Origin of the sequence: Arcobacter defluvii, from assembly GCF_013201725.1 — a bacterium.
GTDB classification, from domain to species: Bacteria; Campylobacterota; Campylobacteria; order Campylobacterales; family Arcobacteraceae; genus Aliarcobacter; species Aliarcobacter defluvii.
The window spans coordinates 1,522,846-1,540,695 of record NZ_CP053835.1 but is presented as its reverse complement, the minus strand read 5'-3'; the positions used below and the strand labels follow the sequence as shown (position 1 = coordinate 1,540,695).

Below are 17,850 nucleotides of genomic sequence, written 5' to 3'. Positions count from 1 at the left end.
TTTTAGAAAAGTTCAATTTCCATTTGAGGTTCAACTTCTTTAGTATCAATACCAAATAAATCAACTCCACCAACATATTCTTTGATAACAGGTGCTTTTGTAATTTCTTGTTGTAAATATTTTTCTTCTGACAAAATTTTACTATCTGTTTCAGATTTTTGAGTTACTTTAATAAAAGTTTCAAAATCATTTGCTAATAATATTAACCTTCCATGTTCTCCACGTGTATGTTCACTTATTAATTTAAAACCTTCTGATTTACAAAAATCTTTAGCAAATTCAACATTTCTAAATCCAATCGATTGATTAGACATATTTATTTGCATTATATCTGCACCACCTGATATTTTTGCAACCATATTTCCTTTACTACAACCTAATTTATACATTTCATTTAACATAGCTTCAACTGAATATAGACCATATTTCATATCATCATTTGTATTATTTGTTTTTGGTAATAAAAAATGATTCATCCCTTTTATTTTTGTATTTTTGTCATAAAACATAATAGCTACACAAGAACCAAGTAAAGTTTTAAAAGCTATTTGATCTGTATCACTTCCAACAGCAAATTCTCCACCAATAACAGTATGAGTTAAATATCCTTTAGTTTTTTGTGTATATCGAACAGCAGAAGTTTTTTCAATGCTTCCATCTTTATGACCTATTACAATCATATAATTTCCTTTTCCTTTACAAAAATATTTTGTCCTACTCTTTTAACAAAGGGAACTAAATCTTGAGGATTTTCTGAATGTCCTAGATATAAAGTTCCACCTATTTTTAAATGACTAAATAGTTTTTTTAATATTATATTTTGGTCTTCAGCAGAAAAATATATCAATACATTTCTACAAAAAATCACATCAAATTGATTTTTAGAAAAAGGATAAGATGAACTACTTAAATTCATAACATGAAAAGTTATCATTTTTTTTAGTTCATCATTTACTTTTATAAGAATTTCTTCTCCTGAAAGATTTTTTTGAACTCTTCTTTTAAAATACTTTTGAGGTTTAATCCAAGAAGGAAACTCTTTTGATGATTTTGAATATCTATATATTCCATTTGCAGCGTATTGTAATACACTTGTATCAATATCTGTTGCAATAATAGATGCATTAATATGTTTTCCTAAATCTTCCATTGCTTTAAAAACAGTCATTGCCATAGAATAAGGTTCTTCTCCTGTAGAAGAAGCAGAACAATACATATTTATTTTATTGCCACTAGTAGCAAAAGTGGGAAGAATCCTATCTTTCAAATCTACAAAATGAAAATCTTCTCTAAAAAAATGAGTTTTATTTGTAGTAAAAGAATTAATAAATTCTGTTACATTATTTCCTTCTTCAATAGAATTTAATAAATCCATAATATCACCAGAATATCTACAATTTCTTTTTAATTTATCAATTCTATTTGAAATCATAATATCTTTATTCTCTGAAAGAGTAATACCTGTTAAAGAATAAAGAAGTTTTTTTACTTTATTATGAACATCTTGCGTCGTATAAGCCATATATTTTATGAAGCCCTTTTTGCTAAGTTCATATCTTTCTCAATTTTAATTTGGGCATTGATTATTCCAACTACATCTAAAATTAAACCAATACTTCCATCACCTCTTACAGTTGCAGCACCAATTCCTTGAACACTTCTAAAGTTTTTATCTAAAGGTTTAACAACAACTTGATGTTGATTTAAAAACTCATCTATTGATAAAGCTACTTTAGTATTACCAGATTTAACAACAATTAACATACCATCTTCTAATTTATCAAAACTTTTTTCCAAACTAAACAATTGATGTAATTTTACAACAGGAATAAATTCTTCTCGTAACATTAATAAATCTTGTGTTCCATCTCCAATTTTTTTAATCATATCTGAAGTTGGTTGTAAAGATTCTACAATTGAACTTAAAGGTAAAATATATTTTTGATTTCCAACTCTTATATCTAAGCCATCTAGAATTGCAAGAGTTAACGGTAACATAATAGTAATAGTTGTTCCCTCTCCTAAATGAGTATCAAGTTTAATTGCTCCACCTAGTTTATGAATATTTGTTTTAACAACATCCATTCCAACACCACGACCTGAAATATCAGTAATTTGATCTGCTGTTGAAACACCTGCTCCAAAAATTAATAAAGCTTTTTCATTTTCAGTCATTGAATTATATTGATTTTCATCAATTTGACCTTGCTCAAGAGCTTTTTGCGCAACTTTTTCTGAGTTGATTCCCTTACCATCATCTTCAATAGTAATAATCATTTGTCCATTTGCTTGCTCTGCTGAAATACTTATTGATCCAACTTCAGGCTTTCCTGTTAATTCTCTTTCACTTGGAGTTTCTATTCCATGGTCTAAAGAATTTCTAATAATATGCATTAAAGGATCTGTTAATCCTTCAATCATAGCTTTGTCAATTTCAACATTATCTCCATAATGTTTAAATTCAACTTTTTTACCAAGTTTTTTAGAAATATCTCTTACAACTTTTGGGAATTTTGAGTAAATTGAATCCATAGGAACCATTCTAATACTCATAATTGAATCTTGCATATCTCTTATATGTCTTTCAAGTAACTCAAGTCTTTCTAATACAGAATTTCTTGTTTTTGATTCTTCAATTGTTGATGAAAATTGTGTTAACATTGCATTAGTTATAACTAAATCTCCAACATTATTCATTAATAAATCAATTTTATCTAGATTTACTCTAATACTGTTGTTATTATTAGAAACAGATTTTTTAGTTGTTGCTTCTTCATTATCTTCTGAAGCAGTTTTTTGTTTTCTAACTACAGGAGTATTGTTTTGTGCAGGTTTTGTTTTTTCAATTTCAGATTCAGCTATTACTTTTTCTTCAATATCATTTGTCTGCATCACTGCTGAAGGTGTCATTTCAGGCATTTCATCAAAAAATCCAAAATTATCTTTATCTTCATTTGATATTTTGAAATCACTATCTTTTGTATTTTTTGAAATTGTTTCTAAATCATCATCATAGAAACCTATATTTTCATGTTCTTCATCAATTTCATCATCTGCAAAAATTCCATAAGGTTTATTTTTATTATCTCTTTGCTCATTTAAATCATCATCAAAAAAACCAAAATTATCGCTATCAACAACAACTTCTTCTTTTACTTTTATAGGTTCTTCTTTAGGTTTTTCAATTTTTTCAACAACAGGTTGTTCTACTTCTTTTTTTGCAATATTTCCACCGTTAGAATAAGCTCTTATTTCTTCTAATAATGAACTAGTCATTTCAGTAAAAGTATCTCTATCTAATTTATCTGCAACCTCAAGGTCCAAAATCTCTTTCATTACATCAAGACCATCTATTAATGTTTCAGCCATTTCTGGAATAAATTCAATTTTATGATTTCTTAATTTATCCATCAAGTTTTCAACATCATGAGTAAATTCAGCAAATAAAGCTAATTCTACAGAAGCACCACTACCTTTTAAAGTATGTACATCTCGAAATAACTGCCCCATTTCTTCATCAGTTAAAGTACCATTATTTTCAGCTTCTAAAAGAACATTATCCGCTGATTCAAAAAGTTCTTCAGCTTCTTCAAGAAACATTTCCCTATATTTAGAAATATCAAACGACATGAAAGCTCCTTTATTATCTACTTAACACTATATTTACTGCTTTTAATAACTGATCTGGTACAAATGGTTTTACAATCCAACCAGTAGCTCCTGCAGCTTTACCTTTCGCCTTCATCTCATCACTTCTTTCTGTTGTAAGTACTAAAATAGGTTTTTTTGAATATTGTGATATTTTTCTTAATTCACCTATTAATGTTAACCCATCCATATTTGGCATATTAACATCTGTAATTATTAAATCAAAATCTGCAGCTTTTGCTTTTGCTAAACCATCAACTCCATCAACGGCTTCAGTTACATCAGTATAACCACCCTCATTTAATGCATAGTTTAGCATATCTCTTAGCATTGTAGAATCATCTACTATTAAAAGCTTAGCCATATTAGAACCCCTTAAGTTTGCTTATAAAAAATTATTTTTACTATACTAACGTAAGAAATATTAATTTAGGATTAGAATTTATTATAATTTTTTATTATTGTCTGATAAATTGGTAAAATCGTTATTTTGTAGGGATATGTAGATATAAATTAATCCTTTTTTAAGGATTAATTTGAAGATAATTCTATTCTATCTTTTTTTACTTTTAAAACTTTTACTTCTATTTCTTGACCAACAGATAAAACATCTGAAACATTATTTACTCTCTCTTTAGAAATTTTTGAAATATGTAAAAGACCTTCTCCACCTTTTGGTAAAAGAATAAATGCACCAAAATCAACTACTCTTTCTACTTTTCCAGTTACAACTTCATCAACAGCGTATAATTTTTCAAAATCAACATTTTTTGGAGCGTCTTTTCTTGCAGGAGCATTATTTGAGATTGTTTTTATATGTTCACAAGCATCAAGAACATTTTGTTTATTTCCTCCACTAACTTTTACTGTTCCACTATCTCTATCTAAATCAATTGAAACAGTGAATTTTTCAATTATTTCTTTTATAGTTGCACCTGCTTTTCCAATAATTACCATTATTTTACTTGGATCAATTGCAAATTGTTCTACTAATGGTAAAGCTTCACTTGGAACGATATCTTTAGCAGCTTCATTCATTAAAGATAAAATATGAACTCGACCTTCTTTTGCTTGAAGTAATGCTTCTTTTAATACTGATAATTCAATTCCACCTAATTTAATATCCATTTGTAAAGCAGTAATTCCTTTATTCGTTCCTGCTACTTTAAAATCCATATCACCATCATGATCTTCTAATCCCATAATGTCAGTTAATACTGAATAATTATCTCCTTCAACAACCATACCCATTGCAACACCTGCAACTAAATCAGAGATAGGTACACCTGCAGCTTTAAGTGCTAATGAACCACCACAAACAGTTGCCATTGATGAAGAACCATTTGATTCTAAAATTTCAGAAACTAATCTTATTGTTTCTGTATAATCATCATCAATTGTTGCTTCTAATGCTTTTTTTGCTAAATTTCCATGTCCTAATTCACGTCTCCCAACACCAAACATGGGTTTAGCTTCACCAACAGAAAAACCTGGAAAATTATAATGTACCATAAATCTTTCCATTGAAGTTGATTTATCAGTTAAAACTTCATACATTTGCCCATCTTTAGGACCAGCAATTGTTCCAATAACTAATGCTTGTGTTTCACCTCTTGTAAATAGACAAGAAGAGTGAGTTGATGGTAAAATATTAGTTTCAATTGTAATTGGTCTTACATCTTTTAAACCTCTTCCATCAGCTCTTACTTTATCGCTTACAATCATATTTCTTACAATTTCTCTTTTTACAATAGAAACAGCTTCATAAATAGTAGTAAAATCTAATTCATTCGTAGAACAATATTCATTTGAAGATATCATTTTGGCAACATCTTTAAGCTGAGTAGCTCTTTCACTTTTTGCTAATTTTTTAATTGCCTCTTTTATCTCATTTGAAAAATTATCTCTTACATAATTTATAACTGATTCATCAATTGTAAATTTGATTAACTCTACTTCTACTTTTTCTTTGCATACTTCTTCAAAAGCTTTTTCATAAGTTAAATTTGACTCTTTTAAAGCATTTTGCGCAAAAGAAATAGCTTCAACTAAACTCTCTTCATCCATTTCATTTGTATTATGAATTTTTGTAAATGCTTCTATATCAATTTCAACTAATTCACTTGATGATATAGTTTTCATTTCTATCATTAATAATTCATCTTTAGAACCAGCTACATATAAATCTAAAGTAGAATTTTCTAATTGTTCTGATGTTGGATTAATAATTAATTCATTTTCAATTTTTCCTACTCTTACTCCACAAACTGACTTTTTTATTGGTAAATTAGAAGTATATAAAGCTGCATTTGCTGCATTTAATGATAATGTTTGTAAATCAACATCTTTATCTGCACTTAATACCATTACCGTGATTGTTGTAGGATAAACATATCCTTTAGGAAAAAGAGGTCTTAAACTTCTATCAATTACTCTTGATGTTAAAGTTTCAAAATCACTTGGTTTACCTTCTCTTTTTATAAAACCTCCTGGTAATTTTGCTGCGGCATAAGTTTTTTCAATATATTGAACAGTTAAAGGAGTAAAATCTTCACTTACGGGATTATCAAATTCACTTACAACTGTAGCTAAAACTACAGCATTCCCTATTTTCGCTAAAACTGCGCCATTTGCTTGTTTCGCTACTTTCTCAAATTCGAAAACCTCTTGTTTTCCATTTAAATCAAATTCACAAACTGTTGCCATTATTTTTTTATCCTTTATTTATTTTTTCTAATTCTTCAAAACTAACATCTTCTAAACTATCATAATAAAAATCAATTTCAACAAAATGATCCAATTTTTTTATGAAATATAAATCATCTGCAATTGATTCTATGGTCGGAATACTAGCTGTTGGTAAAATTGGAGTTGCCACTGAAATAGATTTTGCTTTTAAATTAATTGCAGTTTTTATACAAGCCATCATTGTAAGACCTGTATTTATACCTTCATCAACAATTAAAACATTTTTATTTTCTAATTTTTCAATTTTCTCACCTTGTCTAAATCTATTAATTCTATGTTTAATAGACTCTTCAAAAACTTGCTTAGATTTAGAATACACATAATCTAAACTTATATCAAACGATTTTACTAACTCCTCATGTATTAATACCTCTTCATGCTCTGTAACAACTGCAATTTCACAATCTTCATTATTTGGAGCATAAATTTTCCCTGAAAACATCATATCACATTTACTATTTAAAGTTTTTGCAATAATTTTTGCAATTATAAATCCACCATATGAACTAGAAATTACAGTCCAATCTTCTAATTTCATACTATCAATAGGTAAAACATCTAATAATCTATAAGCTGCTACTTCTCTATTTTTGAAATATATTTTATCAGAATTCATTAGTTGTCATTTTCCATTTTATATTTTTGTTTTATTCCACCTAATGGTTTTAATATTAAATTAACAAAAATTATTTCTTGTTCTTTTGAATCATATTTATTTGTTAAATCATTATATCGAGTTTCTGGAATTACTTCTTTTTCATATTTTAAATCTAAATTCCAACAATTATCATTTATATTAAAACTTATACCTTGTTTATTTCTTGTTTTTTCTAAAATATTATAATTTTCATAATAAGTTATTTTGTAGTCTTTCGATATTTTATAAGAAGTATTAAATCTATATGATTCTAAATCATCTCTATCGTTAAAAGTATTATCTGTTTTTTTCGATTTATAATAACCTGCTGTTAAAGAAAAATCTTCATAAGATAGAGTATTAGATATACTGTTTTCAACAAAAGTATTATCATCCATATTATAAACTACTCTTCCAGAAATAGATCCGAAATCATGATTTACTTTTACGTAGTTTTCAAAATCTTCAAATTTTGGATTATCTACTTCATCATAGAGAATAGATTGAGACATTTTATGATTGATTAATTGTTTTAAACTGTTTTTCTCATATAAAGATTGATTCAATGTCAAATTAATATTTTTTTCTTCTTGAGTTATTGGAAAGGCTTTTAATTCATTTTCTTTTGTAGAACCACTAACTGTTGTAATTTTATATAAATCACCATCTTCTTTCAGATTTTTTGGAATTACATATTCTGCACCTAAATTCATAGTATGTAAATAGTTTTCATAAGGTTTAATTAAATCACTTCCAACTAAAATTGATGTTCTATTTTGTATTAAATTTCCATCTTCATAATCATTATTTGTAAAATTGTCATAATCATATTTACTAATAATAGTTTTATTTTCAACAGTTAAATACAAATAATCATCAAGGAAATATTTACTATAACTAATAGGAACACTTATTTCATAAACATTAGCTGTTAAACCTTCAGGTCTAGTATAATTCATAACTTTTGTATCAATTGAATATAATAGATTATCAATAAATACTTCTTTATTATATGAATGAAAATGTGCTTGAGGTAATTCTTGTAACGTATTTGAGTTTGATTTTTTAGATGTGTCTATATAATATCTTGCATAAGTTCCCATATAATAATCAGGAGTATTATAAAAATAATTTATCTTAGATTCAACTTTTTTATCTGTTGAAATACTTTGTTCATCATCCTCTAAAGTTATATATTCAACATCATTTAGATATTTTATAGAAGTAAATAATCCATCTTCTGTATTTTGATTAGCAAAAATATTTTTTCTACTATAATCAACATTTAAACCAAAATGTTCTTGATGATCTAATGAATTTTCTTCCCTATAATCACCATCTTCTCTGAATAAACCACCTTTTACATTTAACATAGAATCAGGTGAATCTGCATATCTATAATATAAATATCCACCTTTTCCTCTAAAAGTTCTAATTTGAGGAACAAATTCTAAATCATAATTTTGTGCAGGTGCAAAATATATTGGTTGAGAGTAATAAACTCCTTCTTCTCTTGAATAACCTAAAGTAGGAAATAATAATCCTGTTCTTCTTGTTTTATCAGTTGGAAATCCAAAATAAGGACTATAAAAAACTGGAACATCTTTTATATATAATCTTGGATTATACGCATTTATCCATTTAGCTTCTGTATCATAATCTGCACTTGATGCTCTAATACTCCAAGCAGGGTCTAAACAATCACAAGATGAGATAATAGAACTATCTAATTGAATAATCTCTTTTTCTTTATTTGATTCTTTAGTATTCATCCAAATATTGTTAGTATTCTCATATAAAAACATAGGACTTTGATTGGATAGTTCATTTTTTAAATCAACAAAAGCATGATTACTTTGGGTTTGAATATTATTGTCTTTTATAATTAGAACATTATCAAAAAGTTCAAAAGTTTCTTTTTCTTTGTCATATATAATTTTATCAGCACTTAAATAATAAGTAGGAGAATAAATAACAACACTTCCAACTGCTGTTATTATATTTTCTTTTGAATCTATATTTTTCGCAATTAATTGGAATTTTTCATTATTTATTTCTTGAGCTGTTAATAATGAGGTACTTAGTAGTAGTGAAATTAAAATTTTCTTATACATTTACTACCAACGTTTTACCAGTAATATCATGAAAAGTTCTTCTTCCATCGTTGAAAAACCCCACTAAAAACCCCACATAAAAAAACATTTCTGAAAAAATTCTTCCTACTGCTCTTAAGAAAGATGAAAAGAAAGATACTCTTCCCCAAGAATTTGCATCAATAACTCTAATTTTTGCCACTATTTTTCCTACTGTTGCACCATAATACCAAACAAAAAAAGTTTGATAGATTATTTTTAGTATGATTAATGGCATAACTAAATCTGTTTTCATCAAATACATCATTGCATCCATATTTTGACTAACAGCAAGGATATTTTCCCAAAAAATCACCATTATAATAATTGTAACTAATAAATCATCAATTACAAACGCAAATGCACGAGAACGCATTGAAGCTAATTGAAGATTGTTTGTATTGTCTTGCATATATTTTTACTTTAAAGCTTGATAAGCAATATCAGATCTACATTTTTTGCCTGCAAAATGCACTTGACCGCATAAAGCATAAGCTCTATCTCTTGCCTCTTTTATTGATTTACCAAAGCCAACACAAACAAGTACTCTTCCACCAGTTGCCATTAATTTATCATCAATTTTTTCAACACCAGCAAAAGAGATATGAGAATTTTGAAGTAAATCTTCATCAACTATTTCATCAACTATAATTTCAGCAGGTGTACTAGAACCATATGGATAATTTTCACTTGCCATTACAACACCAACTCCAAATTCATCTCTGATTTTAATATCAAGTTTATCTAATTGTTTTGTTGCACCTTTATAAAATAATTCAGATACAGGAGTTGCTAATAATGGCATTAAAATCTCGCATTCTGGATCACCAAATCTAACATTATATTCTAAAATAATTGGTTCACCTCGTACAACCATTACTCCAATAAATAGTACACCTTCAAAAGGTGCACCTTCATTTTGCATACCTTTTAAAGTTGGTTTTATCACTCTTTCTTCAATTTTTTTATAAATATCTTCATTTACAAGTGGTGTTGGAGCATAAGCACCCATTCCACCAGTATTTGGACCTGTATCTCCATCCCCTACTCTTTTATGATCCTGAGCAGCTGGTAATACTTTATAGTTTTCTCCATCACAAATTGCAAATACTGATAATTCATAACCATCTAAATACTCTTCTACAACAATAGATGTTCCAGCGTCACCAAAAGCTACTCCGCTTAACATTTCAGAAGCAGCTTTTTTTGCTTCATCTTTTGTTTGTGCAATAATTACACCTTTACCTGCACATAAACCATCTGCTTTTACTACAATTGGTTCGTTCATTGTATCAATAAAATCAAAAGCCTCTTTTTCATTTGATGTTTCTATAAATGCTGCTGTTGGTATGTTATACTTTTTAAGTATATTTTTCATATAAACTTTTGAACCTTCAAGTTGAGCAGCTGCTGCACTTGGTCCAAAAATTGTTAAACCATTTTCTTTAAATATATCAACAACACCATCTACTAAAGGAGCCTCTGGTCCTACAATTGTTAAATCAATAGAATTATCTTTTGCCCAAACTGCTAGTTGATTATAATCTTTTATATTAATATTTGTACCCAATCTATCAGTTGCACCATTTCCTGGCATAAAATATAAATTATGAGCATTTTCTTTGTATATTGCTAATCCAATAGAGTATTCTCTACCACCACTTCCTAGTATCAATATATTCACGATAATTCCTTGTAATGTTTTTAATTAGGTAAGATTACCCAAGTAGCCGTTAACCATCAAATGGCCCACATAAGCCACAAATTGCAGGCAAGTGCAAATTTCAGGAGCGAGAACGCAATGAATCGCTGCACACCATTTGACTACAACTGCCCGCGAAAATTATTTATTCGGACCCACAACAATGGAAATCTCGAACTACTTAGATTCTCTTATTTTATCTAAATATGATTAAATTTGAGTTTAAAAAAAGGAATGCTTCGCTAGATTTATACACTCTTCAATAGATGTTAGAGAACTAATTTCATACTTAACATTTTCAGGTAGAAATTTTGCTGTTGTATTACCAATAACTATTGCTTTATAAGAATCTTTCCAAGTATATTGTTTAAAAAAGCATTCTACACTCGAAGGTGAAGTAAAAATAAATGTAGAATTATCTTCCAAAATAGCAGTTGATTTTTTACATGAAGTTTTATATGCTATTAGTTCATCTAAAAGAATCTCATTTTTTCTTAAAATATTTGGTAAATCAGATACAGTTTTTAAAGCTTTTATATATAAAACTTTTTTGTTTTTTAATAAAGCTATTAATTCTTGTGCAAAATCATTCCCATGTCCTGAACTACCAATAAACGAAATCTTACCACCCAAATTTTTTATGATATTTGCAGTTTTTAAAGCTATTGCATAACAAGGGATATTCTTCCAATCTTTGTTAAATGAATCTAAAGAATAAACTGCATTCTTTGATGTAAAAATCAAGGCGTCATATTTATTTAAATCAATTTTTGATTTTATATATTCTATTTGAAAAACTTCTAAATTTTCAACATCAGAGTATTTTTGATTATTTAATAAATAAATTTTAGCCATATATTAACTCATATTTTTGTGTATAATTTATTGCATCATCAAGATTATGATATATTCTTATTTTTTTGAATACATTTAAACTATCAACCGCTAAAACTTTTTTCTTATGTCTATATTTAAGAACTAAAATAATCTCTAAATCTTTACTTTTAAATTTTTCAATTATATCCTCAAGTGTAAAAATCGCAGAAATATCTAAAAAAGAGACATTTCTACAATCAATGATAATCTTTTTACTATTTTTTATTTTTTCTAATCTTGTATCCAAAGCTGAAGCTGTACCAAAAAATAAAGAACCATTAACTTTAATAATCTCAATGTCATGGTTTTCTATATCAATATCAAAAGATACTTTTGAGTGAGCTGTTTTCATTTGTGTATTTTTTGAAATTTGATATACAGCTATTATTGAAGAAATTGTAATTCCCACACCTACTGCCATAATTAAATCTACAAAAACAGTAAGTAAAAATACTGTTATCATTATAATTAAATCTTGTTTTGATACCTTATTTATTACTTTTAAAAATTTATAATCTAAAATATCAAATCCAACTTTTATCAAAATTCCAGATAATACGGCAAGTGGAATTTGCGAAGCAAGAGGAGCCAAAAATAAAACTATTAATAAAAGAGTAACTGAGTGAACCATTCCAGATAATTTTGAAGTCGCACCACTATTTATATTTATTACAGTTCTCATTGTTGCACCTGCTCCTGGAATTGCACCAAAAAAAGAACAAATTGTATTTCCTATTCCTTGTCCTATCAATTCTTTTTTAGAATCGTGTTTTGTTTTTGTTTTTGAATCTGCAACTATAGAAGTTAAAAGGGAATCAATAGAACCTAAAAGAGCTAAAGTAATAGCTAAAGTTAAAATTGTACTTAATTTTAAAATATCAAATGATATTGGTAAAACAAATTGAGGTAATCCCATAGGAATTTCTCCGATAATCATAACTTTAAAATGGAAAAAAATTGAAAATAATGTTACTAATACCAAGGCAATTAAAGCAGGAGGAATTATTTTTGATATTTTTTTAGGTGTTAAGAACATTATTGCTAGTGTAATTGTTGCAATTAATATAGCTTCATAATTTACTTTTGTTAGTGTATCAGTAAGATGTGTTAATGTATAAACAATAGAACTATATCCTTCAACACCTAAAAAAGGATTTATTTGTAAAATAATTATAATAACACCTATTCCACACATAAAACCTGAAATAACAGGATAAGGAATATATTTTATCCATTTTCCAATTCCTACTATTCCAAAAGAAATTTGCATAAGTCCAGCTAAAAAAACGATTGTCATTACAGTTTGAAAATCATTTGGAAAAGTTGCAATTGCTGTGGCAACAATAACTGTCATTGGACCAGTTGGTCCTGATATTTGAGTTGGAGTTCCTCCAAATAAAGCAGCAAAAAAACCTAATATTATGGCACCATATAATCCTGCAATCGCTCCTGCACCACTTGCAACACCAAAAGCTAAAGCCAATGGTAAAGCAACTACAGCTGCTGTAATACCAGCAAAAATATCATTTTTTACTCTATTCAAGGAATACTCCTAAAATTTTTTTAACTTTTTTCTAAATACTCTTCATCACCCATTTTATCATTTTTACCACGTGCAATTACGTGAATAGGAGTCCCTTCAAAATTAAATTGTTCTCTTAAATAATTAATTAAATATCTTTTATATGTAAAGTGTAAAAGATTTGGTTTATTCATAACAAGAGCAATTCTAGGTGGTCTTGTATCAAATTGAGTTGTATAATAAATTCTTAAATATGCTCCATTTGGACTTGGAAGTGAATGTCTAATAACTGCTTCTTCAATAACTCTATTTAATTGAGAAGTTGGTATTCTTTGCGTATAGTTATTATGAATTTCAATAATTTTATCTTTTAATCTTTCTATACTTCTTCCTGTTTTTGCTGAAACAGCGATAATTGGTGCATAAGATAAAAATCTAAATCTTCTTCTAATTTCTTCTTCAATTTTTTGGAAAGTATCCATATTCTCATCCCATTTATTTAAAACGATAATTGTTCCCAATCCATATTCATCTACAAGCCCGGCAATTTTTTCATCTAAATCAGTAAGTTCTCTTGAAGCATCTAAAATAACTAAAGCCATATTTGCCTTTTCTAACATATCTTTAGTTCTCATTAAAGCATATTTTTCAATTCCTTCAATACTTCCTCTTCTTCTAAGTCCTGCTGTATCAACAAATGTAATTTTTTTCTCTTTATATTCAAAAGATTCATCAACAGGATCAATAGTAGTTCCTGCAATTGGAGAAACAACAGATCTTTCTTCTCCAATAATAGCATTTAGAATTGAAGATTTTCCTACATTTACTCTTCCTATAATTGCTACATTGATTTTATTTTCATCAACTTCTTTATTTATTATTTCTTGTTGAGAAATTTCTTGTTCTTCTTCTGAATAATCCTCTTCATCATCAAAATCAAATTCATTTTCTCTTTGTTTTTTTAAAGCTTCAGCCTCTTCACGTGCTACTGTTTCAAGATTTACAGGAAGATGTTGATAAATCCATTCAAATAAATTTTTTGTTCCTCTATTGTGAGATACAGAAATTCCAAAAAGATTTTCATCCCCTATTCCAAATTCAAAAAATTCCCAAAGTCTTTCAAGTTCTTTATCATTATCTATTTTATTTACAACTAAAGCTAACTCTTTACCTAGTCGTTGAAGCTCATAAAATAATTCTTTATCTTTATCATCTGGTATATTTTTACCATCAACCATAAAAAGTATTATATCAGCCTCTTTTGCCGTCTCAATAGCTTTTCTTTTTACATTTGAAAATATAGCATCATTTGTTTCATCTATTCCACCAGTATCAAGCATTAAAGCTTTTCTATCCAATATTTCAATTTCATGTTTTCTAATATCCCTTGTTGTTCCAGCCATATCAGAAACAATTGCAATTCTTTTATTTGCAATTCTATTGAATAATGAAGATTTTCCCACATTTGGTTGTCCAATTAGTGCGATTTTTTTTAGTGTTTTATCCATAAGTATTTTTAATCCTAATTTTCTTTATATTATAAATTAAAAAAGGTATTAGCATTTTAGCTAATACCTTTTAACTAAATATGAGTTTTTATTAATATAACCCAAATTTTCCTTCAACTGAGCTTTTATATAAAACTCTCATATTATCATCTTTATCATAGAATACTTTAAATGCTGAATCTGATGCTTTTAAATCTTCTAAAGCTTCTTCTATATCAATTGGTTTATAAGATGTTAATCTTACAGGAGTAATTTCATCTTCAAATTTCTCTAATTCTAAAGCTATTTTATCTTGAATTTCATTAGCTACAACTTCAGCTAATTTAGTAGCTTTATGAGCTGCTATTTTATCATGATGTCTTCTTAATACTTTTGATACTCTATCAACAGCAATATCAATAGCAGAATATAAATCTTTATCTTTTTGTTTTACAACTATTGTATCTAAATGCGCAATATTTAAAGTAAATTCAAACGAGAAAGCTTTTTTACCTAATTTTTCGTCTTGAGAAATAATTGAGTTTACAGAAATAATATCTAAATTAAATTTTTTAAATACTTCTACTGAACTATTAATGTAATCTTTAATTGCATCTGTTAATTCTATGTGTCTTCCTACAATACTTGTATTCATAACATACTCCTTAATAATAATTTATATATTCTAACATAAAAAAGATAAAATGGGTACTTTTCTCAAAAAAATAACCCTTGTATAACCTTGTAATTACTGTAAAATGAATAATTATATGAGATTTTTTTTAATTACGCTTAGGAATTTCTAAGCGTAATTAAATGTAGAAGTTAAAGTTGATGAATTTTTTAAGTAAAAGAGTAACATTTTTATTTAGATTAAAATTTCTCTGTTTCCTTTAGCATTTACCTCTGATAAAATACCTGTTTGTTCTAATTGCTCAACAATTGTTGCAGCTCTATTGTATCCTATTCTAAGTCTTCTTTGTATATAAGAAATAGATGTTTTTTTCTCTGTTAAAACTATCTCTTTTGCATCTTCATAAAGTTCATCAAGATCACTTAAATCAGAATTATTAGAACCATTTGAATTTGAAGAAACAGAAGTTGCTCTATCTTTTATAAAATTCATATCATAAACAACTTCTCGTTGTTCTTTTAAAAATTCTACAACTTTTTCTATTTCAGCCTCAGTTGACCAAGGAGCGTGAATTCTTACAAGTCCAGACATTCCAGGAGGAGTAAATAACATATCTCCTCTTCCTAAAAGTGATTCAGCACCCTGTGAGTCCAAGATAATCTTAGAATCGATTTTTTGCCCTACTTTATAAGACAATCTACTTGGTAAATTTGCTTTAATAAGTCCTGTTACAACATCAACAGATGGTCTTTGAGTTGCAACTATTAAGTGAATCCCACTTGCTCTTGCCATTTGAGCAAGTCTTGCAATTGAATATTCTACATCTTTTCCACTTGTCATCATTAAATCAGCTAACTCATCAATTACAACTACAATATAAGGCATTGTTTCATGACCTTCATTTTTAGCTTTTTCATTGTAATTTTCAATATTCTTAGTTTTAGTTTTTGACATAAGTGTATAACGTCTTTCCATTTCACTAACCATATTTGCTAAAGCATTGATTGCGTCACTTGCTTTTGTAATAACTGGAGTTAAAAGATGTGGAATATCGTTATACATTGAAAACTCAAGCATTTTGGGGTCAATCATAACTAAACGCAAATTATCTGGCGAATTTTTATAAAGCAATGATAAAATCATTGAATTAATTCCCACAGATTTTCCTGAACCTGTTGTTCCAGCGATTAAAAGATGTGGCAATTTTTTTAAATCTGTTACAAATGGTTTTCCAACTATATCTTTTCCTAAAATCATAGTAAGTGGAGAAATAGAGTTTTGGAAAATATCACTTTCTAACATCTCTCTTAAATAAATTGTTTGAGTGTCTTCATTTGGAACTTCAATACCAACTACATCTTTTCCAGGAATTGGAGCTTGAATTCTAATTGTTTGTGCTTTTAAAGCCATTGCTAAATCATCTTGAAGATTTAATATTTTTGAAACTTTTACATTTGGAGCTGGTTTAAACTCAAATGTTGTAACAACTGGTCCTGTATAAGTTCTTACAACATCACCTTCTATTTTAAACATTGCAAGTTTATCTAATAAATCTCCGATTTTTTGGTCAATAAAAGCTTCTGATACTTTAGATTTATTATCTTTTGGTGAACTTTGAAAGAATGATGCTGGTGGTAATTCAAAATTTTTTGGTTTTTCTGTTTTTCCTACTTCAATTTCTGCAAGAAGTTTTTTATTTTCTTCTAATTCGTCAACAATAATTCCATGAGATTCAACTACTTGAATATCTTTTTCAAAATCATCACTATCAAATAAAGAAGTTTCATAAACTTCTTTATCTTTTATTTTTTCAATATTTTCATAAATTTCAGGAGTTATTGTTGTAATATTATTTTCTACTACTTTGACTTCTTTTACTTCAGGAAGAGATTTATTTAATTTTTTATCTATACTATTTAAAATCTCTTTAGTATTCTCTTCTACTCTTTTTTCTCTATGTTTATTTTCTATTCTTTTTACATCTAAACTATTTTTTAATTTTATTTTATTTCTTAACTTTTTTAAATCATCCATATCAAATTCAGAAGTTTCAAATAAAACTAAAGAAGAGATAGTAAATCCTACAATTACAAAAAAATATAAACCTGCTCGCCCAATAACAGGACTTAGAGAATCAACTAAAATATTTCCAATTTCTCCTCTTGTATAAGGATTTTCTAAAATTAATGCTTGAAATATTAAACTTACAAAAAATAGTAAAAAAACTACTAAAATATTTAATATTAAATCTTTTTGGTCAATATTTTTTCTAAAATTAATTATATATAAAGGAATAATCAATAGTAATAAATATATATATGATAAATATCCAAAATATTTATGGGAAAAATCAGAAAATACAAATCCAACATTCCCAACAATATCTTTACTACTTTCAAAAGTAGTAAATTGAAAATAAACAATAATAAATAGAAGGATTAGTGATATAATTTTCTTAGCGATG

General features: G+C 27.3%; 14 protein-coding genes. All 14 read right to left on the bottom strand.

The annotated features are described in order from the left end of the window. Positions 1-2 precede the first annotated feature (2 nt). On the bottom strand, positions 3-680 hold the full coding sequence (locus tag ADFLV_RS07810) for a chemotaxis protein CheD (RefSeq protein ID WP_014474232.1): 678 nt from the start codon (positions 678-680) through the stop codon (positions 3-5). Then, a complete protein-coding gene (locus ADFLV_RS07805) occupies positions 677-1,522 on the bottom strand; it encodes a CheR family methyltransferase (protein WP_129011613.1) in 846 nt (281 codons plus the stop codon). Before ADFLV_RS07805 ends, ADFLV_RS07810 begins: the two co-directional genes overlap by 4 nt. 5 nt (positions 1,523-1,527) lie before the next feature. Further along, positions 1,528-3,630 carry a chemotaxis protein CheA gene (locus ADFLV_RS07800; protein WP_129011612.1) on the bottom strand — a complete coding sequence of 701 codons (2,103 nt, stop codon included), beginning with the start codon at positions 3,628-3,630 and terminating at the stop codon, positions 1,528-1,530. A gap of 13 nt (positions 3,631-3,643) precedes the next feature. Next, complete coding sequence (locus ADFLV_RS07795) at positions 3,644-4,012, bottom strand: response regulator (RefSeq protein WP_014474229.1); 369 nt, start codon at positions 4,010-4,012, stop codon at positions 3,644-3,646. Positions 4,013-4,179: 167 nt separating this feature from the next. Continuing rightward, positions 4,180-6,354 carry a polyribonucleotide nucleotidyltransferase gene (locus tag ADFLV_RS07790; RefSeq protein ID WP_129011611.1) on the bottom strand — a complete coding sequence of 725 codons (2,175 nt, stop codon included), beginning with the start codon at positions 6,352-6,354 and terminating at the stop codon, positions 4,180-4,182. 7 nt (positions 6,355-6,361) lie between these two features. Further along, positions 6,362-7,012, bottom strand: coding sequence for a phosphoribosyltransferase (locus ADFLV_RS07785; protein WP_014474227.1), 651 nt, complete (start codon positions 7,010-7,012; stop codon positions 6,362-6,364). Next, positions 7,012-9,147 carry an LPS-assembly protein LptD gene (locus tag ADFLV_RS07780; protein WP_129011610.1) on the bottom strand — a complete coding sequence of 712 codons (2,136 nt, stop codon included), beginning with the start codon at positions 9,145-9,147 and terminating at the stop codon, positions 7,012-7,014. The genes ADFLV_RS07785 and ADFLV_RS07780 overlap by 1 nt, the downstream gene beginning before the upstream one ends. After that, entirely contained in the window at positions 9,140-9,577 is a 438-nt protein-coding gene (locus ADFLV_RS07775) for an RDD family protein (RefSeq protein ID WP_014474225.1), read from the bottom strand. Before ADFLV_RS07775 ends, ADFLV_RS07780 begins: the two co-directional genes overlap by 8 nt. 6 nt (positions 9,578-9,583) lie before the next feature. Further along, positions 9,584-10,849, bottom strand: coding sequence for a phosphoribosylamine--glycine ligase (gene purD / locus ADFLV_RS07770; RefSeq protein WP_129011609.1), 1,266 nt, complete (start codon positions 10,847-10,849; stop codon positions 9,584-9,586). A gap of 240 nt (positions 10,850-11,089) precedes the next feature. After that, positions 11,090-11,722, bottom strand: coding sequence for a uroporphyrinogen-III synthase (locus ADFLV_RS07765; RefSeq protein ID WP_129011608.1), 633 nt, complete (start codon positions 11,720-11,722; stop codon positions 11,090-11,092). Continuing rightward, the gene (locus tag ADFLV_RS07760) at positions 11,715-13,286 is read right to left on the bottom strand and encodes a SulP family inorganic anion transporter (protein ID WP_014474222.1); all 1,572 of its coding nucleotides are present in this window, start codon (positions 13,284-13,286) and stop codon (positions 11,715-11,717) included. The genes ADFLV_RS07765 and ADFLV_RS07760 overlap by 8 nt, the downstream gene beginning before the upstream one ends. A gap of 20 nt (positions 13,287-13,306) precedes the next feature. After that, positions 13,307-14,773 (bottom strand): ribosome biogenesis GTPase Der, encoded by a 1,467-nt coding sequence (gene der, locus ADFLV_RS07755; protein WP_014474221.1) that lies wholly within the window; start codon positions 14,771-14,773, stop codon positions 13,307-13,309. A 91-nt stretch (positions 14,774-14,864) separates the two neighbouring features. Further along, positions 14,865-15,407: a ribosome hibernation-promoting factor, HPF/YfiA family gene (hpf, locus tag ADFLV_RS07750; protein ID WP_014474220.1), complete on the bottom strand. Its 543-nt coding sequence runs from the start codon at positions 15,405-15,407 to the stop codon at positions 14,865-14,867. Positions 15,408-15,620: 213 nt separating this feature from the next. Continuing rightward, on the bottom strand, positions 15,621-17,849 hold the full coding sequence (locus ADFLV_RS07745; protein WP_412486581.1) for a DNA translocase FtsK: 2,229 nt from the start codon (positions 17,847-17,849) through the stop codon (positions 15,621-15,623). Position 17,850 lies beyond the last annotated feature (1 nt).

What these genes read in the sequence shown, in the direction of transcription:
- ADFLV_RS07780 (WP_129011610.1), bottom strand. Translation starts at nt 9,147, where the DNA reads ATGTATAAGAAAATTTTAATTTCACTACTACTAAGTACCTCATTATTA.
- ADFLV_RS07795 (WP_014474229.1), bottom strand. Translation starts at nt 4,012, where the DNA reads ATGGCTAAGCTTTTAATAGTAGATGATTCTACAATGCTAAGAGATATG.
- ADFLV_RS07785 (WP_014474227.1), bottom strand. Translation starts at nt 7,012, where the DNA reads ATGAATTCTGATAAAATATATTTCAAAAATAGAGAAGTAGCAGCTTAT.
- der (WP_014474221.1), bottom strand. Translation starts at nt 14,773, where the DNA reads ATGGATAAAACACTAAAAAAAATCGCACTAATTGGACAACCAAATGTG.
- ADFLV_RS07765 (WP_129011608.1), bottom strand. Translation starts at nt 11,722, where the DNA reads ATGGCTAAAATTTATTTATTAAATAATCAAAAATACTCTGATGTTGAA.
- ADFLV_RS07805 (WP_129011613.1), bottom strand. Translation starts at nt 1,522, where the DNA reads ATGGCTTATACGACGCAAGATGTTCATAATAAAGTAAAAAAACTTCTT.
- ADFLV_RS07775 (WP_014474225.1), bottom strand. Translation starts at nt 9,577, where the DNA reads ATGCAAGACAATACAAACAATCTTCAATTAGCTTCAATGCGTTCTCGT.
- ADFLV_RS07790 (WP_129011611.1), bottom strand. Translation starts at nt 6,354, where the DNA reads ATGGCAACAGTTTGTGAATTTGATTTAAATGGAAAACAAGAGGTTTTC.
- ADFLV_RS07810 (WP_014474232.1), bottom strand. Translation starts at nt 680, where the DNA reads ATGATTGTAATAGGTCATAAAGATGGAAGCATTGAAAAAACTTCTGCT.
- hpf (WP_014474220.1), bottom strand. Translation starts at nt 15,407, where the DNA reads ATGAATACAAGTATTGTAGGAAGACACATAGAATTAACAGATGCAATT.
- ADFLV_RS07800 (WP_129011612.1), bottom strand. Translation starts at nt 3,630, where the DNA reads ATGTCGTTTGATATTTCTAAATATAGGGAAATGTTTCTTGAAGAAGCT.